The sequence below is a fragment of the Leptospirales bacterium genome (genome assembly GCA_019694655.1).
Classification (GTDB): Bacteria; Spirochaetota; Leptospiria; order Leptospirales; family Leptonemataceae; genus SSF53.
This window is the reverse complement of sequence record JAIBBN010000001.1, coordinates 46583-67369: the sequence shown is the minus strand read 5'-3', so window position 1 is coordinate 67369 and position 20787 is coordinate 46583. Positions and strand designations below refer to the sequence as shown.

The following is a 20787-nucleotide window of genomic DNA, read 5'->3' as shown; positions in this document are numbered from 1 at the left end:
CTCAGATAATGCGTTCGATCGTCTCGAGCTTGATGCGGTTCTTGCGTCCGCCGCGATTCAGCTCGTCATCCAGATCGGTAAGCTCGATGCGCGAGCCCTGGTTGTCGTAGAGCGCCACATCCAGCGCCAGTCCGCGCAGTTCCTGCATCAACACATTGAATGATTCAGGAACGCCCGGCTTGATCGAATGGATGCCTTTGACAATCGCTTCGTAGATGCGCGCGCGTCCCAGCATGTCGTCGGATTTGACGGTCAACAGCTCTTGCAAGGTGTAGGATGCGCCGTAGGCTTCCAGCGCCCAGACCTCCATCTCGCCCAGACGCTGCCCGCCAAACTGAGCCTTGCCGCCCAGCGGCTGCTGCGTAACCAGCGAGTACGGTCCGGTGGAACGGGCGTGGATCTTGTCATCGACAAGGTGCGCCAGTTTGAGAATGTAAATCTGTCCGCAGAAGACCTTGCCTTCAAAGGGATCGCCGGTGCGCCCGTCGTACAGTTGAAACTTGCAGTCTTCAGGCAGCCCGGCTTCTTTCAGGTAGCCCTCAATGTCCGCTTCGCGGGCGCCATCGAAGACCGGAGTCTCAAAGCGAATATTCAGCTTCTGCCCGGCAAAGCCAAGCATCGTTTCCAGAATCTGCCCGATGTTCATGCGCGAGGGCACGCCCAGCGGATTGAGGATGATGTCCAGCGGCGTGCCGTCTTCCAGGAAGGGCATGTCTTCTTCGGCCATCACCCGGGCCACGACGCCTTTGTTGCCGTGTCGGCCGGCCATCTTGTCCCCAACCTGCAGCTTGCGCTTCTTGGCCACGTAAACCTTGACCAGGTCTTCGACACCGGCCGGCAGTTCGTCGCCGGCCTCGCGCGTGTAGCGCTTTACGTCGATGACGATGCCTTCCGATCCGTTGGGCATGCGCAGCGATGTATCGCGCACCTCTTTGGCTTTTTCGCCAAAGATGGAGTGCAGCAGCTTGTATTCGGGGGTCATGTCGGATTCGCCCTTGGGCGTCACCATACCGACCAGAATGTCTCCGGCTCGAACCTCGGCGCCGATACGAACCACGCCGTTCTCGTCCAGATCGCGGAAGGCCTTATCGCTCAAATTGGGAATGTCGCGAGTGATTGTTTCCTGACCGAGCTTGGTCTCGCGCGCCTGGATCTCATACTCATCGATGTGAATTGAGGTGAAGACGTCCTCTTTGACAATGCGCTCGCTGATCAGGATGGCATCTTCAAAATTGTAGCCTTCCCACGGCATGAAAGCGACCAGTACATTCTTGCCCAGCGCCAGACGGCCATTGTCTACAGCCGGACCGTCGGCCAGCAGCGTAGCGGCGCGCGTCAGTCGCCCCTGTTTGTCGCGCTGCTCGCCAAAGACCTTCTGCCCGGCAAGGGTGTCGCCGTAGTGAACTGATTGTCCGACTTTGACGAAAGCCTCAAATTGAGTGTCGCCATCTTTAAGAGCGTACTTTTCTACGACGCCATCTTCCAGGCTGAGCTCCAGACTGTCGGCGCTCACCTTGGATACTTTGCCATCGCCCGGAGCAAAGAGCATGCGCGCGACCAGGCTCTGATTGAGGCAGGTTCCCTGATTGGAGCGCTTGAATTTGATCAAGGGATAGGTATCGATCTCTTTTGTGGCAGCAGAGCGCACCTTAATGCTGTCAGCGCTGATCTTGACCACGACGCCATCGCGACGTGAGGTCACGCAAGTGCGTGAATCATAGGCCGCACGCGCTTCCATTCCGGTGCCGACGTAAGGCTCCTCGTTGGTCAATAGCGGCACCGCCTGGCGCTGCATGTTGGAACCCATCAGAGCGCGGTTGGCGTCGTCGTGTTCCAGGAAGGGGATCAGGGCCGTAGAAACGCTGACCACCTGCATCGGCGCCATGTCCATATAGTGGACTTCTTCCGGAGCGCACAAGGGGTAGTCGGCGCGGCGACGGCAGCTGATCATGCGCGTCTTGAAGGCGCCGTCCTGCTCTACAGGAGAATTGGCCTGCGCAATATTGTAGTGTTCCTCAATATCCGCAGTAAGATACTCGATGTCCTGCGACACCTTGCCTTTGGCCGACTTGCGGTAGGGCGTTTCCAGAAAGCCGTACTCGTTTACCCGGCAGAAAGTAGACATGGAAACAATCAGACCGATATTCGGGCCTTCTGGCGTCTCGATCGGGCACATGCGGCCGTAGTGGCTGTAGTGTACGTCGCGCACCTCGAAGCCGGCTCGCTCGCGCGACAGACCGCCGGGTCCAAGGGCGTTCAGGCGTCGTTTGTGGGTCAGTTCCGACAGCGGATTGGTCTGATCCATGAACTGTGAAAGCTGGCTGGATCCAAAGAACTCGTTGATCACTGCCATGATCGGCTTGATCGAAATCAGGGCTTGCGGCGTGATCACGTCGATGTCCTGAACCGTCATGCGCTCCTTGACCACGCGCTCCATGCGCGAAAAGCCGACCTTCAGCTGATTCATCAGCAGTTCGCCAACGCTGCGCACGCGGCGGTTGCCCAGGTGGTCAATATCGTCGAAGTGGTATTCAGGGACTTCGTTGATCAGGTTCACAAAGTAGCGAAGCGTCTCGACGATGTCCTCGCGGCGCAGGGCGCGACTGTCAACGTCCGTAAAGTTCTTTGCGTTGTGATAGCGGAACTTGTTATTGATTTTGTAGCGGCCAACGGAGCCCAGATCGTAGCTCTTCTCCGAAAAGAAGAGGCGATCAAGTTCGGCGCGCGCATTGTCCACATTGAAGGGTTCGCCGGGGCGCATGATGGCGTGGAATTTCTGCAGCGCCTGCTCGTGCGTTTCAGCCCCGTCCTTTTCCAGACAGTTGATGATCGTTGCGTCGTCCTTGCCGGCCGGAAAGACGATCAGATCGATTTGCTTCACCTTGAGGTCTTTGAGGATATCGAGGTTGTCTTCATTAATGCGTTCGCCAGCATCCAGCGCCGCCTCGTTGGTTTCCGGATTGTTCACACTGGAGGCCAGGCGACGGCCAATCAGTTTCTTGATATCCTTGCCCTGCAGCGCCGCCAGCTTCTTGGTTTCAACTTCATAGAAAAGCCGCAGCACTTCGCTGTTGGACTGAACGCCCATCGCCTTCAATAGGAGAGTGGCCGGGAACTTTTTCTTGCGGTCGATGCGCGCAACCAGCAAGCCCTTGGTGTCCATTTCCAATTCCAGCCAGGAGCCGCGATAGGGAATCACGCGCGAAGAATAGACGCGCTTCTCAGCGTCGTGGAAAAAGAAAATGCCGGGACTGCGATGCAGCTGTGAAACCACAACGCGCTCGGCGCCATTGATAATGAAGGTTCCCTGCTCGGTCATCACCGGCAGGTCGCCCATATAAACGACCTGCTCGCGGACGTCGCCAAGCTCCTTGGGAATCAAACGAATGACTGCCTTGAGCGGCAGAGCGTAGGTAACGCCGCGATTCTTGCATTCCTGCACATCCCACTTCGGTTCGCCGAAGGAGAAGGACATGAATTCCAGCACCATGTCTTCATTGGGGCTTTCGATTGGGAAGGTCTCGCGAAATACTGCCTCAAGACCCTGGGCCTTACGCTTGCCTGCGGGCGCATCTTTTTGCAGAAACCATTCGTAGGACCGAAACTGGATATCGATCAAATCGGGGATCAGATCGATGTCGGTGATCCTGCCCAGATTGACAATTTTACGGGCATTGCGCTGCTGCATGGAATCAAGAACCTCGGCCAGTAATCAGTGCAGGCTCGGCAAGCTCCGGGAGCTGCGCGAGCGAATCGGAAATTTCGCAATGCAGGCCGCCACCGGGCAGCAGCCTGAAAGCGAAGAACGCCGGGGCCGCCTTTGATAGCGACTCCCGGCGATTTGCGCGACAACGATCAAACTGCTTGCAGTTCGACGGTGGCGCCAGCGTCTTCCAGCTTCTTTTTCAGTTCGCCAGCTGCATCTTTGGAGAGCCCTTCTTTCACAGCCTGGCCGCCCTTTTCCACGAGGTCCTTCGCTTCCTTCAGACCCAGGTTGGTGGCTTCGCGGACAATCTTGATCACATCGATCTTCTTGTCGCCGTGAGCCTTGAGCACCACATTGTAGCTCTTTTCTTCTTCGGCTTCTGCAGCGCCGCCGGCAGGCGCCGCCGCGAACGCCATGGTCGGCGCAGCAGTGGAGATGCCGAAGCGATCTTCCATTTTCTTAACGAGATCGGCCGCTTCTACAAGCGTCAGCGATCCAATTTGATCGAGCAATGCGTTTACGTCTGCCATTGTGTCTTCCTTTCCCTGTCCTGGCGGTTCCGAGCCCTTCGCTCAGCTTCCATTCTCCCGCCGTTTTGCATGCATATCGACTGTAATCAGTCCCTCTAACTTACTTAGCTGTTTCCAGCTCAGCCGTTCTTCTCGCCGACAGCTTTGATGCCGCGCGCCAGACTGGCCATGATTTGATTGATACCGGTTGCGATCTTGGTGGCCGGAGTGTTCAGGCCGCGACCAATGATGCTGAGCAGCTGCTCGCGGGATGGCAGGTCGGCAATCTGCGCCACAGCCTTTTGATCCAGCGGGCGGAGCTCGAAGCATCCTGCCATGATCTTGACTTTGTCATTCTTCTTGGAGAATTCCAGAATCGTCTTGCTGACTGCCGGCAGATCGCCTTCGGTAAAGGCTACGGCAATCGGACCGTGAAGGACGTCCTTCATCATGGGCGCAACGTCTTTGAAAGCCGGGTTGGCCTCCAGGGCCTTGCGAAACAGATTGTTCTTTAATACGCGGATACGGGCGCTCTTGGCGCGCACCTGCTCGCGCAAATCATTCATCTGCTCGATAGATAGACCGCTGTAAGTTGCAATCACGAAGTCCTGGCTCTTTTCCAGCACTTTGGCGATGGCTTCGAATTTCGCGATGTTAGCTGCAGAAGGCACAATAGACCTCGTCAGGACGCGAGCGACCGCGTGTTCAATTTGATACCGGGCCCCATGGTGGGCGCAATGTAGAAGGAGCGAATGTATTCGCCTTTGGCGTCCGATGGCTTGTCGCGCATCACTGACTGAAAAAGCGTCCGAATATTCTCTTCCAGCTTGGCCGGCTCAAAGCCGACGGTTCCGACGCGCAGATGGATGACGCCGGTCTTATCCGGCTTGTATTCCAATTGGCCGCCCTTGAGGTTCTTTACCGCTGTGGCGACATCGGTAGTTACCGTGCCGGCCTTGGGCTTTGGCATCAGCCCCTTACGACCAAGGATTGGACCCAGACGGCCAACATCCTTCATCATGTCCGGCGTGGCCACACAGGCGTCGAAGTCGGTCCATTCCTCTTTCTGAATCTTTTCAACGAGCTCGGCGCCGCCAACAAAATCGGCGCCAGCTTCTTTGGCCTCCGCCGCTTTATCTTCGCGACAGAATACCAGCACGCGCACCGTCTTGCCGGTGCCGTGGGGGAGGCGCACAATTCCGCGAACGTTTTGCAGCGACTTGTAGCCCACTTTGATGGAGGCTTCTACTGTTCCTTCGAACTTCGTATAGCTGACTTCTTTGATCAGTTCAACCGCTTCGGACGGAAGGTAAGCGCGTTCCGCCTCCACTTTTTCCGCTACAGCACGCCACTTCTTACCGCGCTTCATTCCGCAACCTCCACGCCCATCGAACGGCAGGTGCCGGCCAGCACGCGAACAGCAGCGTCGACATCATTGCAATTGAGATCTTTCTTTTTGATCTCCGCAATCTTCTTCAGCTGCTCAACCGTGATCGAGCCGACCTTGGTCTTGTTTGGAACCGCGGAGCCCTTGGGCAGCCCGAGTTCCTTGAGAATCAGCAACGGCGCCGGCGGAGATTTAGTGATAAAAGTAAAGCTGCGGTCGGCATAGACGGTGATTACCACCGGTAACTTAATGCCTGCCTGCGCCTTAGTCCGCTCATTGAATTGCTTGCAGAACTCCATGATGTTCAGGCCGTGCTGACCGAGGGCCGGCCCCACCGGGGGCGCCGGGTTTGCCTTGCCGGCTTCTACCTGGAGTTTGATTTGGGTGACTATTTTCTTCTGGGCCATGAAAGCGGCTCTTGAATCCGGGAAACAACGGAGCCTGTCACTCTTCCCAAAAGGCCCATGCCGAAAAGAAAATTTCCTGAATTTTGCCGTACCCGGCACAATTTTTTTGGCAGGAGCGCTCCATTGCACGCCGTCTCGGCCCTCAGGGGACATTTTGCCTTTTTTCTGCTGCTCCCGCGCGTAATGCTGGTCTTCCCGCACCCTTGCCGGAAATGGACGTACTATTATGCGACGGCCGAAAGCAGCGGTCACACGAGTCTTGCTGGCGGGATTGCTGATCCTGCTTGGGGCGCCTCTGGCCGCCGATACGCTCTACTTGCGTTCCGGCCAGACGGTTCGCGGCAAGATCGTGGCTCAGACCCGCACCGCCATCAGTATACGCAACGAGCAAGGCGTGCGCAGCTTCCCAAAAACGGAGGTTACACGGGTTACTTTTGAACCTTACGAGCCGCCGGCGCCGGCCGTAGAGCGACCGCCGCAAACCGCGGAAAAGCCGCCGCAAACTAACCAAACGCCCGCCACTGAAGAGGGTCCATCCTGGTGGCAAAGACTGGGCGATATGGGGCAGTCTGTCGCGGGAGCTTTCTGGAGCGATCCCCGGCCAGAGCGCCTGGGTTTATGGGCGTCCATCGGGCCGCTGCGCAGCGACTATCAATCCGCTTTTGATGGACTTCGCAATACAATCAAATTCGTTTCAACCTTTCTCAATGATAACCCACAACTGCAGTATGGGGCGCCTTTTGGTAACCGCCGCCTGGACGGCTACCAGCTGGAAGGCGGCGCGGCCTGGAGCAATCTGCGCTTATTTTTCAGCTACAGCGACATGAGCGGCCAAAGCGAATTTGCAGACGGACAGCTCAGAGTTGAAACGAACTCCGGAACGACGCTTGCCGCCATTGGATATTACAGCCTGAAGCAGACGCTTGGTCTTCGCCAGCAAAACCGAAGGATCGGTCTGTCGTACTCTATTTTGCGCAGCGAGGATCATGATTTGCGGCTGGCCGCAAGCTGGATGCGCATGGACTACCGCTTCGACAGCAACCAATGGACCGGCGTTAGCGGCTACGACGCTACGCTTAACCTTCTGGGCGTCGGCGCCATCGCCCTGCCGGGCAGTAGCTTCCAGGTTTATCAGATCGGCTACGCCCCATCTGTACAGTGGGAATGGAAGTTCATTGCGGACTGGAGCCTGGGTGTGGAGTGGATGCCGCCCTTCCGACGCCGCGGCGATATGCACAGCGTTAGCTTTGAAGGTTACGCAGTTACGACGCCGGCCGAGCAGCGCGGCCGGGTCAATAACTCAATTACTGATCTGGTCTTTATTACTACGGAGAGCGGGCTTTCCGCGGCGCTGCAGTATCGCATTGGCAACGGGCTCTCTGCCTTTGGCAGCTACAGCTATCGTCGTTCCTACTACGATGTGCAGAGCCTGAGCCTGGGGAATACGGACTTCGATCTGGGCAGTGGAGTTCGCCTTGGCACCGGCCCAAACGTCCTCCAGGAGATCTTCTTCAGCTCGATACTCAGCCCGATCTTGCAACCGCAGGAACTGGAGCGTCAGTATTCTCTGGGTCTGCGCCTGGAACTGGACCTGGCCAATCTCTAGATCCTGGCTGGCAGTGGGCGATCGCTGGATCAGCCGACGTTGCTTGCGACCTGTAGATAGTCCAGTTCTACTGGCGTAGCCTGACCGAAGATCTCGACTTTGACGCGCAACCTGCCCTTGTCCGGCATAATCTCGTCCACTGTGCCGGTGAAGTTTGCAAAGGGACCATCAACAATCTTGACCCGCTCGCCTACTGAGAAGAGTATGCGAGCGTGAGCGGGCGTCTCTTCTTCCATGGAGGCTTCGCCCTGCATCAGGTTGCGCACCTCATCTTCGGAGAGAGGCTCCGGATCGGGCGAACCGACAAAACCGGCCACTGACGGCAGCCGTAAAATCAGGTACTGCAGCTCATCATCCATGGCCATTTCGGCCAGCAGATACCCGGGCATGAATTTCTTTTCGACGACGCGCTTCTTGCCGTTCTTCATCTCGGCAACCTTGATTGTCGGGATGCTCACCTGACCGATGCGGCCCTGCAGGTTGCGATTCTGGACCAGCTTTTCAATGCTGGTCTTGACCTTATTTTCGTGACCGGAGTAGGTCCGAACTACATACCATTTCAGCGCCGCCATGCTTACGCTCCTCACGACGGACGGCTTCCGCCGGCCATTCGTAGTATGCCGTCAAAGATCGCCTCAAAGGAACGATCAATCCCGAACAAGACCGCCGATATCAGAAACACTGCCGCCAGCACTACGATGGTCATATTCAGCACCTCGTCACGCGGGGGCCAGACCACCTTCTTGAGTTCTTCGCGACTTTCACGAAGGAATTTCAACATATCTACATCACCATTCCAGCGAATCTGCAGGCCGGGGGAGAATCGAACTCCCGCCAAGGGTTTTGGAGACCCCTATACTAACCACTATACGACCGGCCTGTTCTCTGAGCCCTCTACCAGGATCGAACTGGTGACCTCATCCTTACCATGGATGCGCTCTACCTACTGAGCTAAGAGGGCAGCCGGATACCTCCGCCCATGGGCGCGAGGGCTAAGGGGCCCATGTTTGGGCGCTGGGGCGCCTGGTCAAATGATAATTAGACGCAAGCCCCGGCCAGCGCCGCTCAGGGTGCATAGGAAGACGCCATCAATTTCTCGGAATACTCAAACACCGGAGCAAGGAGGTCCATGATTCGCTGCTTCAATGCCGCGTCGGTGATCTGCAGCAGCGGGATTTTCAAACGGGACATCATGCTTTCCGCGTCCCAGACGTCGTCATTGAAAAGCAGTCGAATCTGCGGCCAGATACGTTTCAGGGCTTCTACGACCGGCGGCGGATTGCTGCGTATTCTGACAGTAAATTCATTGAGCGCCTGTTGCATCTGCTGGAAGCGCCTCAAGCGCTGATGCAATTCCGCCACTTGTCCGGCTTCCAACCCCATGCGGCCGGCAAGGTTGCTGTATTCGCTGCTCCATTGAAGCGGCGACTGACGATGCCGCGCCTCAAGGTTGCGCAGACCTACCTGAGCGCGAGCCCCCTCGCCCAGGGTGGCAAACCAGCGCTTGTATCCGTCTTGATCGCCCTTGCTTTGAAACTCCTGCAGCAGGCGAAGCACTGCAAGGTACTCCTGAAAAATAAAAGGAATTGGTTCAAGGTCAATCTCATCGACTTCCGAGGGATCTTCATCGGCTTCGCTTTGGTCCGACAGAAGCGGCGCCTCACCCGAAGTCTCTGGAACGCCGCTCTGAGGCGCCAGCCGTCCTTGAGCAGTCAAGACGCCGCCATAAAGCTTGATTACTTGCTCAAGAATAGAGGCTTCCTTCACGGCAACTGTGGCTTCGGCTTGCGGCGGGCTGCGCGCAGCGACGCTCTGCACCGTTGGCCTGGCAGCCGGCCGGTCCGAAGGCGCTGTCGGCGATTCCTCGGCCCCGCTCTCTTCAGCGTAGTCGCGCGGAACAAGCGTCCCTTCCGCCTTCAAGTCCCTGCTGAAGCGGTCCAGGACTTCTTGAAGGATTGATTGCTCCACCGGAGGCGGCGCGACCGACGGAGCAGGCGTTGCAGTGCGCGCAAGCGGAGCGACGCCAGGTTTTGCCTGTGGCGCCGGGGACCTGGCTGCCGTATCCGCTGTTGCCGCCTCTGCGGGCGCCACAGCCTGCCCCTGCAATTCGGACGCGTAGCGACTCAGCGCCTCGCCTGCCGGCCGCAGCAGTTTAAGAGCGCCCATTTCCAGTTCTTCAAAGCGATCCGATTGCTGCATCAGCGTACCACAGACGTTGAGCAACTCCTGCAGGAATAGATCGCCCCTGGCTTGCGGCGGGACGGCCGGCGACTTTGCTGGCGCCGAAGGCTCTGCTGCTGGAAGCGAGGCCTCCGCATGACGTTTTTCGCGCAACTGGCGCTGCACTGCGTCAAGCGCCGTCAACAGGTTGGCGCCAATGAATTGGGCCAGGGCTTCCTGTCGCACGCCAAGCTCGCGGGCAAAATCTGGTATTCGTTCGAGATAGTCGTCGGGCCTGGCAAGGTCCTGTGCGATAGCCTTGACCCGGGCAAGCGCCGAGGCCTCTTGATCTGGAGGCAACGAGCGCTTCTTCAGCACGGCGCGAAAAATCTGCAAATAGGCGCGGAAATGAGCTTCCAGTTCTTCGCGGTCGGCGCCGCCGGCTGCGGACATCACGCAGGGAGATAGCAGGCAGAGCGCCTGGTCAAGCCCTTTCGCCCGGCCAGTGCAGAGCGAAGGATTGCGCGCCTGCGATCAGCCTTCGACCTCGCCCAGCGATTCGCTGCGAACTTCGCTCATTTCCAGCGAAGCAGGCGCAACATCCGCTGGCGACTCCAGCGCTTCCTCAACGATACGATAGCGGAGGTAGGTGTTGCAGCTGGCTTCTTGTGTGTAGCGCACAAGATCAAAGTCGACGCGCGGCGAAATAAAAAAATTGGAGGCGCGCAGGCGTTCGCGTATTTCTCGTTTGATGTGAGCGCGGGCTTCCGATCTTCGGTGGTATGTAGTCGGAACAAGCATGTCATTCCGGTAAACCAACTTCTTGTCTTTGTAGACGGCGACTGTGAGTTTGATTCGAAAGCGCGTGGACAGTGACGTGAGCATTCCTCAATCCCCGGTGCTGTACAGGTATCGTCGCCGACCGGCTGTGAATTGAAATGACGATTGTCGCTTTCTCTGTTCGGCGGGCGTTTATCGCCGGGGGCGACTCGCCGCTTTATGTCGCCAGTTGCTGGAGCGTTTGGAGCACGATGTTCTGTAGCGCGGCGGAGCACGCAGCGTAGTTCCGCCGCCACTGTTCGCTGCCCTTCGGACCGACGTGGTTGGTGATTGCCAGAAGTGCGCTGAAGGCGGCGCCGTGGAGTTCTGCGGCCCGCGCCAGTCCATAACACTCAAGATTTTCAAATTGAAGACCTTCCTGCAAATAGAGCTCGGCGTGATCGAGCGATACTGCATCCGGACAATTGACTGTCCCTTCGTGCAAGATGAATGATTCAAATTTCAAGCTACGCAGGCGTCGCGCAAAGTTTCCCGGATTTTCCGGAATCGCTGCAAAGAGCCGCGGCGGCAGCTTCGAATGACCTAGCAGCAAGCCAGCCTCGCGCTTGTGGATGTGCGTTGGGATCACCGCGCCCCCCAGCCAGGGAGCGGGAAACTGCTGGTCGCAGGCCCCGGCGGAGCCCAGAAAGAGCGTTTCACATTCCGAGCTCAGCCCCCGTTCACACTGCCAGCGCTGCCAGGCAAGCGCCGCGTCGATATTGCCGATTCCACATTCGGCCACGTGGATTGCTGTCGCTTCGCCGCCGACCAATACGCTGCGCCCATTCCACGCTTGCAGGCGATCGATTTCGCCGCCAAAGGCGCCACACAGCAAAAGCGAACGCACAAAGTTACTGCGGCGGATTCTGGAAAGCCCCGCGACCCATCGTGGCTTCCACGGAATATATCAAACGCGCCGCCGCCTCCGGTGCGCAACTCTGCGCAAAGTGGATTGGATCTATATACTCGTTGCAGTGCATGCGCCCTGTCTGGTTCAAGCGCAGAAAGTGTGCGCCGCGGTCGCCAAGGCTGCGCTCCAGTCGCTCCCACTGCGTGGGATCAACGCTGCGTTCGGCAACTTCACGCCAGGCTGGATGCTGCGGGGGGGACCAGAAAAACAGCGGAATTCCAAGCTCCCGGCAGCGCTCGGCAATCAGCTGCGCGTAGCGAGCCAGGTTTGGATCAATTCGAAAGGCGGCGAAAAGTTCTACTTCTAAAATCTGCGAGGCTCGCAGAAAAATCATTCTCTGCAGCGGGGGCTCGGCGCCCGGAACAAAGCCGTGCGAAAGTACAAGATTCTCGTCACGCTCGGCAGTGGAGGCGGCGCTGAGTTGCCTCATTGCTTCGTCCCAGACATCGGCTCTGGATTCAGATCTGCCAAGGCGATAGCGCGACATGGCAAAGAGGCGGCTGCCCAGAATGGTATGGAAGTGTTCCCAGGGCATCTGCAGGGCGTGATCAACGGCAAAAGCAACGGGCACGCCAAATTTCAATTCTGTCACTGACCAGCGCGTGCGACCATTCATCAGAGCCGGGTCCAGCTCCACCAGCACGGCGTCCGGTCGCAGTCCATGGTCGGTCCACTGCGTAAAGCGCACGTAGGAGGTGAGCAGCGAGGCGCCGGGGTAGGCATTGTTTACCAGTTCCCAGCGATCCAGAAAGTCCTTCTCTCGCGGCGAGAGAAAAGGATCCGATGCCAGCTGTTTGCGCGTAGGCGCGGCGTAAAATACCAGCGATCGCGAGGAGCCAAAGTTCATCGCGATGCGTCGCCCCTGGCGGCGGGCGCGCTCAATCATTGCTGATTGATCAAAACGCGACTCAAGAACTGACTGAAAAGTCTGCGCCGATCCTGCGACCGTGCAGCATTGGCGTACAGCGGGGATATATACGATTTTGTCGACGGCAATCAGCAATGCCGCCAGCGCCACGGGCAACCAGACCTTTTTTTTTCCTGCGAACATAGCGCGACATCGCCTCCGGATTAGAATACGAAATACACGAAGGGAATATCGCCGCCAACCTTCCAGCTGCAGTAAAACAGCAAAAGGATTGCCGCCGGCGCCGTCCACCAGAGACGTATCTGGCTGAATTTTGCATAGCGAGCGCTGCCCGGAAAATAGTCGTTGAATTCGACAAAGTGCAGGCCCAGATACAAGGCGATTGTCGCCAGGTGGCCGCTATGAAAGGCAAAGCGTTTGGCGCCTGGAGCGAGAAAAATAGCGCGCAGCATATCGACGCCGCGATCCGGATCGACGCCAGCATTGAAGAAGACGCCCACCAGGCACATGCCGGAAAACAAAAGAAAACATTTTACAACATTGTAAGCCGTGCGTACCGCAAAAGCGGGATTGGTTTCGCCAGGATAGAGCGACCACTGCGCCGGTTGTCCAAGCTTCCCGCTGCGGTAGAGCGCCCGTTCCACGGCTAACGCTACGCCATGAAAGCCCCCCCAGAGGGCAAAGCCCCAGCCTGCGCCGTGCCACAATCCGCCCAGCAAGAAGGTGGCAGAGAGGTTGAAGTAGGTGCGCCACTCTGATACCCGACTTCCGCCAAGCGAAATGTAGAGGTAGTCGCGCAGCCAGTTGGTCAACGTAATATGCCAGCGCCGCCAGTAGTCCTGAAAGGATAGCGCAAAGAACGGGCCGCGAAAATTGACTGGAAAATCAAAGCCCAGCAGCAAGCCAGAACCGCGCGCCAGGTCAGTGTAGCCAGAGAAATCGCAATAGACCTGAACGCCAAAAAAGAGGCAGGCCGTGAAAACAGAAACTGCGTCGTACTGCAGCGGCTGCGTTGTGATGGCCGCCACTGGCGCTGCCAGGTAGTCGGCTATGATCGCCTTTTTGATGATGCCCACGGCGATCAGCGCCAGGCCTCGTGAAACATCAATCTTATCCGGGTCTTTGGGAGCGTCGAGGTGCGGCAGAAGTTCATTGTGCCGCACGATAGGCCCGGCGATCAACTGCGGAAAGAAAATGATAAAGAGCGAAAAGTTAACAAAGCTCGGACGCTCTGGCAGCTCGCCGCGGTAGGCGTCAATATGCATGGCGGCGAGCTGAAAGGTATAGAAGGAGATGGCCAGCGGCAGAATGATTTCCGGGAAGGCGCTGTTCTTATGCAATCCAATGGCAAGGACCGAGGGATCATGCAAGAGACGACCCGTGGTCTCGGCCGCAAAGTAGAAGTACTTGAAGAAGCTGAGATTGAGAAAGTTCAGCAAGAGCGCGAGTGTCAGCCAGGCCTTGCTGCGCTTCTCGTAAATCTGAACAAAGAACGGATAATTGAGAGCCAGTACAAAGGCGAAATGCAGCAGAAATTTCCAATCCCAGCTCAAATAGAACAGAATGGAAGCGAGCAGCAGCGCCCACTTGCGCGCGCGATGCGGCAGGGCCCAGTAGCATAGCAAAACAATCAGCAAAAAGACAAAATACAGGATACTGTTAAAGAGCATGAAGCCTTACCAGGCGGTCAACGCGGCGCGCACAAAACTGGTTACCGGCGCCTGCTCGCGCGTATCTTCGAGGCTCTCGCGCAGGTCCTTCACCACCGTTTGCGCGTCGGTAACCAGCGTATTTGCATTGCGATGCAATTCATCATCGTTTACCAGCAAGCCCAATGTGCCCTGGCCGGTATTGATCTTCTGGGTGATATCCCGAATGTTCTCGATGGTCTCGCGTACATTCTGGCGGTTTTCGCTGATCAGCTCGGCAATGCCGGCCACGGGATCGCCAGAAGCCACGCCTTCCAGGCGAACGCGGCCGCCTTCGCCAGCCGCCAGATAGCGCTCCAACGCTGTTTGATCATTTTCGCTGAGCTCGCCTGGCGATGCGGAGAAGACCTCAACCAATTCCGCCGACTCGCCGCGCTCGTTGGCGCGCGCCGATCCGGGGTCGATGGAGATCACCTTGCCGGCAATGAGCGATTCGTTCTTGATTGCGACCCGGAAATTTTGATAGAACACCACTTCTTTCTGTAACTCGATGGTGATTGCGACGCGCTGGCCGACGCGCTCTGCGGAATCAGAAGCTACGGGATGATTGGCCTGATCCACGGCCACCAGATCGACAGAATCCACCAATCCGGATGGAACGCCAAGCACGGTCACTCGCGAACCAGTTTTTACGCCTTCGGCATTGTCAAAAAACAGAACGTACTGGCGACCGCGCGCAGCAAAGGGTCCGCTTTGCGAAACGATGGTGAAAAAACCGACCATCATCAAAGCGCCGAAAAAGAGTAACCCGACCAATAGATTCTGCAGCCACTTCATGAGCCGAGCCCCCAGCATCCTTCGGCGTCCGCCGAACGTCTTTCAATTCCTTTTTCAGTCGCCATTGTTGCGAGCCTTGCGCGTAGTCGGGTCCTCGGCGTCGATAACCATCGGTCCCTGCGTGCGGCCATTGATGAACTGCTGCAAAATAGCATTGGAGGTATTGCGCACCTCGTCGGGCGTACCCACAAACTCTACTTTTCCCTGGTACAAGAAGGTGATGCGATCGGCAATGTAGTAGGCTGAATTCATGTCGTGGGTTACGACGACCTGGGTGACGCCCAGCTCCTTTTGCAAGCGTCGAACCAGTTCGTTGATGACCTGGCTCATCACCGGGTCCAGACCGGAGGTTGGCTCGTCATACAACAGAATATCCGGATTGGTAGTCAAGGCGCGCGCCAGACCAACGCGCTTCTTCATACCGCCCGAAATGCTGCCAGGCAACAAGTCGCGCGCCGGCAAGAGCCCGAGCCAACGCAACTTCTCGGTAACGACGGCATCCACTTGATGATCCGGCGCCCGATGCAATTCGCGCAAAGGCAGTGCGACATTTTCGTAAACAGTGAGCCAGTTGATCAAGGCTCCGCTTTGAAACAATAAGCCCATATGTGCGCGCAATTCAGCCTTCACATCGTTGCGACTGTAGCTCATTTGCTGATTGAACACATGCACTTCGCCTTCGTCGGGATCCAGCAAACCTACGATGTGCCGGATACTGACCGACTTGCCGGTGCCAGAACCGCCCAGCAAGACCATGACCTCGCCGCGTCGAACGTCAATGTCCACGCCGCGCAAGATCTCACGCGCTCCAAAGCGTTTCTTGACGCCGCGCATTCGAATGATCGTTTCTTCGGCTTTTGACATCTTAGCCGCCCACAAAAGCCCCGGCTACTGTGACCAGAACGCTGAGAAAATCGATGTAGGCGCGCGACTCGCGCAAATCCTCAACGCCAGCCTGCGCATCGCCAACCAACGAATTTACATCCGTCAGGAAGCGATTGGTCCCGTCCGCGAGGCGGGCGTCATTGACCAGAAGTGCGATGTTGTGTTCGCCGTAGTTGAGCTTTTCGGTAATTTCGCGAAGGCTGGTGGTAATTGCCAGCACGTCATTGCGGTTTTCACGCAACACCTCCGCCACCAGATAGATCGGATCATCGTAGTTCGTGGCCGAGACCATCGGACGATTGTCCTCAGGGAGCTTTCCGCTGGCGCGGTAAGCGGCGACATCCGTGAGGCTCAGTTCGAGATAGTCCAACGCCAGATGACGGGGGGCGCCGTCGTCAAAAGCTGTCCCAGGATTCAGTTCGATTACTTTGGCGCCCAGAATTGACAGGTAGCGAGAAATGAGACGGTAGTTGGGATAGATTGTGGGGCGCTCTTTGAATGTGAGGATGGCGATGACCGTCTGCCCGTGCGAGGGTCCTGCTTCGCGCCACGGACGCAACTCGCCGCGCGGACCAAGCGTTACGTAGTACAGAGAATGAACGCTGCCAGCCTCCACGCCGTTTACATATACCGGCGTGCCGCTACGAATCCCTTCGGCGCTCAACAGACGAACTGGTATGCGCGTTGCTCGATTCTCCAATCCAATTTCCGAAGCAATGATGGTGAGAAAGCCCATCACCGCCATGAAACTGTAAAAGGCCAGTCCGACCAGCAGCGAGCCATATTGCCTGCGAAACTTTTCTATGCGCGTTCGCATCAATTGTCACCGGTAGAAGAGGGTTGTCACAAAATAACCAAGCACCAGTACAAACAAAAAGGACTGCACTACCGATTTGCGTACCGCAATGCCCACGCCAATAGCGCCGCCGCGCGCCGCCAGGCCATGGTAGCAGGAAATTGTAGAAACGGTAATGCCGAAGATCAACGCCTTCAATTCTCCAACCCAGATATCCTTGAGTCCCGTCTTACTCTTGAGCACATCCGTTACGATATTGAAATAGGTTACATATTCGACATTGAGCTGGGTATTGGCGACCAAACCGCCGCCCAGCACGCCCACCAGCGTTGCATAAGCGGAGAGCACCGGCACCATTATGGTAAAGCCGTAGATGCGCGGCAAAATCAGGTAGCGCACAGGGTCAATGGACATCACTTCCAGCGCGTCAATTTCCTCGGAGACCGTCATTGTTCCAATCTCAGCCGCAATGGAGGAGCCCACTGCCGCCGCCAGAATCAGAGCCGTCATGAAGGGACTGAATTCGCGGGTCAGCGTGATGACAATTCCCTGGCCGATCAGGTCCTGCTGGCCGAAATCGCGCAAGGCCAGGCCGGCTTGCAGGCTGATGATCATCCCCGAAAACGCGGCAACGATACTGACTACAAAGAGCGACTTCACCCCGGCAACATACATCTGGCGCAGGGTCTCGTGTCGCTTGAACCACAGGTGTGGCGCCGCCAGCGCCGCCCGCCCCAGCAAAATCAGCGCATCCCCGGCGCCGCGGATGGGCTGCATTGCTTGTTCCAGTTTGGAGCGCAAATAGTTCATAGATCGCCAATGGCCAGACGCAACTCCGCAGGCGCGCCCAGCGGCCGCAACAGCGTTTCTGTAGTTGCCGGCGGCGGACCGCCAAGCGGCAAATCGATCCAGAAGAGTTGCATCGTAAAGTAGGGATCGCCGCCTGCTGGAAAATCGCGACGCAAGCCAAACAGACCGCCCAGGAAACAAAAGTTCCAGTAGGCCGGCGTATTGTGCCATTCAAAGCCAATGAAAAAATGATGCTCTTCATTCTCATTCCAGTAGCGAGAATAGAGCCGAAACAAGAGCGAAAAATAGCGGTCGCCGTTTTCATAGCGACTCCATTCCGTCAGCGCGTAGAAGACGCCCCAGTCCCGTTCAAATTGGTCGGCGCGGAAGGGCCAGAGTACCAGCGATCGAAATTCGCTGCGCCCGCCGCTGGTCTCTGTAATCTGGAAGAGGGGCCAGATTTTCAGGTGCCAATCGCTCTCCCGTTCTTTGCGGAAATGGCGCGTGTTATTGGTGTAAAAGGGAAACAGATAGGTATACTCAGAATCTACGACGGCGGAGCTGGCGTGTAGCGCCGCGAACAACGGCGTGATAAAGAGCGCCTCATTGTAGTAGGTTTCTGCATCATCATCCGTGTTGCCAAAGCGGTAGTAGCCGTAAAAAGGGAAGATCACATGCTTGCTCAGGTGCGGATCGTCGCTGCGCTGGTATTGATAGATGAACCACAATGCATTGAAGCTGAATGAGTTTGTCTTTTTGTCCTCGCCCCAGGCGACAAAGCCGCCCAGAAAAGGCAGCCACAAAAAGGTCCAGGCGTTCAACTGACCCTGATCGGACCACTTGCGGCCGACCAGCGGGAAGCTGAAGAAGTAGTGCCGCGGTTCGACCTTGTCGAGCGCTTCATCGCCCCATTGAAAAAAGGGCCACAGCAAGGTGCGGCGATCGTACTTGCCGCGGTGTATTTTTTGCGAGTAGAATGGAAAGATACGTAAGTCGTCGCGATCATCGCCGCCGCCCCACATGGTCAGCGGCCAGAGAATGCCGCGTGCGTGGTAGTCGCGATAGGACCAGCTGGCATACAGCGGGAAAAGAACATAGTTGATTTCAGAGTAGCCGAGCTTGTTGCGCAGCCGCCCGTAGAAAGGGAATACGCTCCAGTAGTCTTCGCCGGCGCCGCCGCCCATCTGGAAGAAGGGACTCAGCAGCCAATCGCTGTCGCCCTCGTCAGCTTCTTCACGATATACGTCATCGCCGCTGAAGAAGTAGAGCATCGTCCAGTGGTTCCAGTGATTGGTGCCATGCGAATAGAAGATTGGATAGAGCGCACGCCGATAGGAGTAGGCTTTCTCCTGATTTTCGTAGACGCCGTAGAAGGGATGCCAGATGCGCTCGATCTGACCGGGCGCCCTGGTAGATTCATAGAAGAACAGGAACTGCCAGTATTCGCGCGGCGCCCGACCTTCGACGCGCGTGGGCAAGCGGGCCAGCAGCGCTTGTGGCGCCAGCGCTACAATTCCCAGTACGATTGCCAGGGCCAGACGACCGTACAGGCCAGGGCGGAAAAGTCGAGAGGTCTGGCAGTCGGCGCCCATCAATGGTAACGAGCTGACGATTGCGGCCACAAGACGCAATGCAATTTCAGACGCCGGACTGGCCCTGCGTTTTCTAGAGCTTTCGCTCTGGTATTAAGCGAAAAATCGATTTCGCTCCCTGCAAGACATGGAGACTTGCCGCCAGTGCGCGCACTGGCGCTCGTCGGATATTTATGAACAAAGTGACGCTGGATAACCCCTTCCAATCGCCGTCGGCCGCAGCCGCAGCGCCGGCCAACGCCTACGAGGAGTCTCTGGCCATGGGCCACGACTTGATTGCCCGGCCCTTGCGGGGCGGCGGTAAGGCGCGCGTTACTGTCCAACACGCCAAAAAGCGGATGACCGTCTGGGAAAGGATCAAGGTCCTCACTGAGCAGGCGCCCAATGTTTTTTTCCAGAACTGGGGTCGGCAGCTGGACGGCGCCAGCATTGTTACCGGAATTCTCAACATAAAGGGTCGCGACGTTGCCGTCTATGGCCACGATTTTACGCAGCGCGCAGGATCGATGGACGCCACCAATGGCGCAAAATTGGCGCGCCTGATCCACATGGCCGGCGAGCACGGTATTCCGCTGATTGGCATGAATGATTCCGCCGGCGCCTACGTCCCCGCCGGGGTTGGCGGATTGGACGGCTACTCCGAAGCATTCTATGCGCTGCGCAAGATCTCCGGAAAGGTTCCAAGCATCATGCTGATGTTTGGCTTCAATGCCGGCGGCGGCGCCTATCTACCGCGCCAGGGCTCTTTCATGATTCAGCCCAATGAAACGTTCTTTGGCCTGACCGGTCCTACCGTGGTGAAAGAGGTGCTTGGCGAGAACATCACGCCAGACGAGCTGGGCGGACCAATGGTCCACGGCAAGAGCGGCGTCGTCGATATCGTCGCTCCGGATGAACTTGGCGCGTTACGCAAGTCGTTGCGCTTGATGAGCTACCTGCCGGACAACAATCACAGCCTGGCGCCCTTCCATGCCACCAGCGACCCGATCGATCGCAAGACCTACGAAATCGAAATATTGCTGCGCCGTACCTTTACCAGCCCCAGCGGCTTCAATACGCCCTTCGACATGACGCTGATCATTCAGCAAATATGCGATCATGGCGCTTTCTTTGAAATTCAGCCGCAACGAGCGCGAAATCTGATCTGCGCTTTTGGGCGCTTGAATGGCCATGTGGTCGGATTCATGGCTAACAACTCGGCGGAAGCCTCCGGTCAGATCGACATCATGTCCGCCTACAAAGGATCGCGCTTTGTCCGCTTTTGCAACCTCTACAATATCCCGGTCATTTTCCTGGAGGATACGACAGGCTTCCTGCCCGGACGCGAACAGGAATCGAATGGCATTGTCCAGGCCGGACGCGCGTTGCTCGATTCGATCATTGATCTGCGCACGCCGCGCATCTTGCTGATCGTGCGCAACGCCTTTGGCGGCGCCTACGCCGTCTGGAACAGTCATTTCATAGGCGCCGATCTGGTATTTGCCTATCCGACGGCGCGCGTCGCTGTGATGGGACCGGCAGGCAAGGAATACGTATATAAGGAAGAAATGCAGGCAGCGCGCGCTAAATTTCGGGAGGCCTTGAAGGCTGGAACGCCGCAGGCCGAAGCGCAGAAGGCGCTCGATCAGACGCTGGCATCCCTTAACCAACGTTATGAGCGAGAGTTGATGAATCCCAAGGAAGCGCTATCGCTGGGCTCGATTTCCAGCGTGGTAATGCCCGAAGATACGCGGGCTCGCCTGGCCGAGTCGCTCAGCTATTTGATGCGTCGTTACAAGGCCAGCGCTTACAGCGATGTACAGCGCGAGTTTCACTGATTCGGGCTGCGCGGTGGCGTCGCTTCTGGCCCGGCATACATCGACTCAGT

At 57.2% G+C, this 20787-nt stretch carries 18 protein-coding genes, 2 tRNA genes and 1 pseudogene; 2 read left to right on the top strand and 19 right to left on the bottom strand.

Going from position 1 to position 20787, the window contains the following annotated elements:
* Window position 1: 1 nt before the first annotated feature.
* The 5 genes from rpoB to rplK form a co-directional block, all read right to left on the bottom strand.
* Window positions 2-3688 carry a DNA-directed RNA polymerase subunit beta gene (gene rpoB, locus K1X75_00315; protein MBX7056474.1) on the bottom strand — a complete coding sequence of 1229 codons (3687 nt, stop codon included), beginning with the start codon at window positions 3686-3688 and terminating at the stop codon, window positions 2-4.
* Window positions 3689-3855: 167 nt separating this feature from the next.
* Window positions 3856-4236 carry a 50S ribosomal protein L7/L12 gene (gene rplL / locus K1X75_00310; GenBank protein MBX7056473.1) on the bottom strand — a complete coding sequence of 127 codons (381 nt, stop codon included), beginning with the start codon at window positions 4234-4236 and terminating at the stop codon, window positions 3856-3858.
* A gap of 119 nt (window positions 4237-4355) precedes the next feature.
* Entirely contained in the window at window positions 4356-4817 is a 462-nt protein-coding gene (gene rplJ, locus K1X75_00305; protein MBX7056472.1) for a 50S ribosomal protein L10, read from the bottom strand.
* 80 nt (window positions 4818-4897) lie between these two features.
* Window positions 4898-5584, bottom strand: coding sequence for a 50S ribosomal protein L1 (rplA, locus tag K1X75_00300; GenBank protein MBX7056471.1), 687 nt, complete (start codon window positions 5582-5584; stop codon window positions 4898-4900).
* Window positions 5581-6009, bottom strand: a complete 429-nt coding sequence (gene rplK, locus K1X75_00295; protein MBX7056470.1) for a 50S ribosomal protein L11 — start codon at window positions 6007-6009, stop codon at window positions 5581-5583. The genes rplA and rplK overlap by 4 nt, the downstream gene beginning before the upstream one ends.
* A gap of 226 nt (window positions 6010-6235) precedes the next feature.
* Between rplK and K1X75_00290 the strand changes: the two genes are divergently transcribed.
* On the top strand, window positions 6236-7615 hold the full coding sequence (locus K1X75_00290) for a hypothetical protein (GenBank protein MBX7056469.1): 1380 nt from the start codon (window positions 6236-6238) through the stop codon (window positions 7613-7615).
* A gap of 29 nt (window positions 7616-7644) precedes the next feature.
* Here K1X75_00290 and nusG read toward each other — a convergent pair whose 3' ends face one another.
* From nusG to K1X75_00220, 14 genes and pseudogenes are all read right to left on the bottom strand, one after another.
* Entirely contained in the window at window positions 7645-8187 is a 543-nt protein-coding gene (gene nusG, locus K1X75_00285) for a transcription termination/antitermination protein NusG (protein MBX7056468.1), read from the bottom strand.
* Between the two features lie 11 nt (window positions 8188-8198).
* Window positions 8199-8396, bottom strand: a complete 198-nt coding sequence (gene secE, locus K1X75_00280) for a preprotein translocase subunit SecE (protein MBX7056467.1) — start codon at window positions 8394-8396, stop codon at window positions 8199-8201.
* A 27-nt stretch (window positions 8397-8423) separates the two neighbouring features.
* A tRNA-Trp gene (locus K1X75_00275) sits at window positions 8424-8495 on the bottom strand.
* Window positions 8496-8503: 8 nt separating this feature from the next.
* A tRNA-Thr gene (locus tag K1X75_00270) sits at window positions 8504-8576 on the bottom strand.
* Window positions 8577-8680: 104 nt separating this feature from the next.
* The gene (locus K1X75_00265) at window positions 8681-10228 is read right to left on the bottom strand and encodes a hypothetical protein (protein ID MBX7056466.1); all 1548 of its coding nucleotides are present in this window, start codon (window positions 10226-10228) and stop codon (window positions 8681-8683) included.
* 174 nt (window positions 10229-10402) lie between these two features.
* Window positions 10403-10660 (bottom strand): annotated as a pseudogene (locus tag K1X75_00260) (hypothetical protein).
* Between the two features lie 112 nt (window positions 10661-10772).
* A complete protein-coding gene (locus K1X75_00255) occupies window positions 10773-11441 on the bottom strand; it encodes a hypothetical protein (protein ID MBX7056465.1) in 669 nt (222 codons plus the stop codon).
* Window positions 11442-11445: 4 nt separating this feature from the next.
* Window positions 11446-12555 (bottom strand): DUF1574 domain-containing protein, encoded by a 1110-nt coding sequence (locus K1X75_00250; GenBank protein MBX7056464.1) that lies wholly within the window; start codon window positions 12553-12555, stop codon window positions 11446-11448.
* A 20-nt stretch (window positions 12556-12575) separates the two neighbouring features.
* A complete protein-coding gene (locus K1X75_00245) occupies window positions 12576-14042 on the bottom strand; it encodes an MBOAT family protein (GenBank protein ID MBX7056463.1) in 1467 nt (488 codons plus the stop codon).
* 6 nt (window positions 14043-14048) lie between these two features.
* Window positions 14049-14858 carry an MlaD family protein gene (locus tag K1X75_00240; protein MBX7056462.1) on the bottom strand — a complete coding sequence of 270 codons (810 nt, stop codon included), beginning with the start codon at window positions 14856-14858 and terminating at the stop codon, window positions 14049-14051.
* A gap of 54 nt (window positions 14859-14912) precedes the next feature.
* Window positions 14913-15722 (bottom strand): ATP-binding cassette domain-containing protein, encoded by an 810-nt coding sequence (locus tag K1X75_00235; GenBank protein MBX7056461.1) that lies wholly within the window; start codon window positions 15720-15722, stop codon window positions 14913-14915.
* Window position 15723: 1 nt separating this feature from the next.
* Entirely contained in the window at window positions 15724-16560 is an 837-nt protein-coding gene (locus K1X75_00230) for an MlaD family protein (GenBank protein ID MBX7056460.1), read from the bottom strand.
* 6 nt (window positions 16561-16566) lie between these two features.
* Window positions 16567-17316 carry an ABC transporter permease gene (locus K1X75_00225; protein ID MBX7056459.1) on the bottom strand — a complete coding sequence of 250 codons (750 nt, stop codon included), beginning with the start codon at window positions 17314-17316 and terminating at the stop codon, window positions 16567-16569.
* A gap of 29 nt (window positions 17317-17345) precedes the next feature.
* Window positions 17346-18950 (bottom strand): hypothetical protein, encoded by a 1605-nt coding sequence (locus K1X75_00220; protein MBX7056458.1) that lies wholly within the window; start codon window positions 18948-18950, stop codon window positions 17346-17348.
* A 143-nt stretch (window positions 18951-19093) separates the two neighbouring features.
* On the opposite strand from K1X75_00220, the gene K1X75_00215 reads away from it, so the two are divergent.
* Window positions 19094-20737 (top strand): acetyl-CoA carboxylase carboxyltransferase subunit, encoded by a 1644-nt coding sequence (locus K1X75_00215; GenBank protein MBX7056457.1) that lies wholly within the window; start codon window positions 19094-19096, stop codon window positions 20735-20737.
* Window positions 20738-20787 lie beyond the last annotated feature (50 nt).

What these genes read in the sequence shown, in the direction of transcription:
- rplA (MBX7056471.1), bottom strand. Translation starts at nt 5,584, where the DNA reads ATGAAGCGCGGTAAGAAGTGGCGTGCTGTAGCGGAAAAAGTGGAGGCG.
- rplL (MBX7056473.1), bottom strand. Translation starts at nt 4,236, where the DNA reads ATGGCAGACGTAAACGCATTGCTCGATCAAATTGGATCGCTGACGCTT.
- K1X75_00290 (MBX7056469.1), top strand. Translation starts at nt 6,236, where the DNA reads ATGCGACGGCCGAAAGCAGCGGTCACACGAGTCTTGCTGGCGGGATTG.
- K1X75_00265 (MBX7056466.1), bottom strand. Translation starts at nt 10,228, where the DNA reads ATGTCCGCAGCCGGCGGCGCCGACCGCGAAGAACTGGAAGCTCATTTC.
- rplK (MBX7056470.1), bottom strand. Translation starts at nt 6,009, where the DNA reads ATGGCCCAGAAGAAAATAGTCACCCAAATCAAACTCCAGGTAGAAGCC.
- K1X75_00235 (MBX7056461.1), bottom strand. Translation starts at nt 15,722, where the DNA reads ATGTCAAAAGCCGAAGAAACGATCATTCGAATGCGCGGCGTCAAGAAA.
- nusG (MBX7056468.1), bottom strand. Translation starts at nt 8,187, where the DNA reads ATGGCGGCGCTGAAATGGTATGTAGTTCGGACCTACTCCGGTCACGAA.
- secE (MBX7056467.1), bottom strand. Translation starts at nt 8,396, where the DNA reads ATGTTGAAATTCCTTCGTGAAAGTCGCGAAGAACTCAAGAAGGTGGTC.
- K1X75_00240 (MBX7056462.1), bottom strand. Translation starts at nt 14,858, where the DNA reads ATGAAGTGGCTGCAGAATCTATTGGTCGGGTTACTCTTTTTCGGCGCT.
- K1X75_00245 (MBX7056463.1), bottom strand. Translation starts at nt 14,042, where the DNA reads ATGCTCTTTAACAGTATCCTGTATTTTGTCTTTTTGCTGATTGTTTTG.
- K1X75_00230 (MBX7056460.1), bottom strand. Translation starts at nt 16,560, where the DNA reads ATGCGAACGCGCATAGAAAAGTTTCGCAGGCAATATGGCTCGCTGCTG.
- K1X75_00215 (MBX7056457.1), top strand. Translation starts at nt 19,094, where the DNA reads ATGAACAAAGTGACGCTGGATAACCCCTTCCAATCGCCGTCGGCCGCA.
- K1X75_00225 (MBX7056459.1), bottom strand. Translation starts at nt 17,316, where the DNA reads ATGCAGCCCATCCGCGGCGCCGGGGATGCGCTGATTTTGCTGGGGCGG.
- rpoB (MBX7056474.1), bottom strand. Translation starts at nt 3,688, where the DNA reads ATGCAGCAGCGCAATGCCCGTAAAATTGTCAATCTGGGCAGGATCACC.
- K1X75_00250 (MBX7056464.1), bottom strand. Translation starts at nt 12,555, where the DNA reads ATGTTCGCAGGAAAAAAAAAGGTCTGGTTGCCCGTGGCGCTGGCGGCA.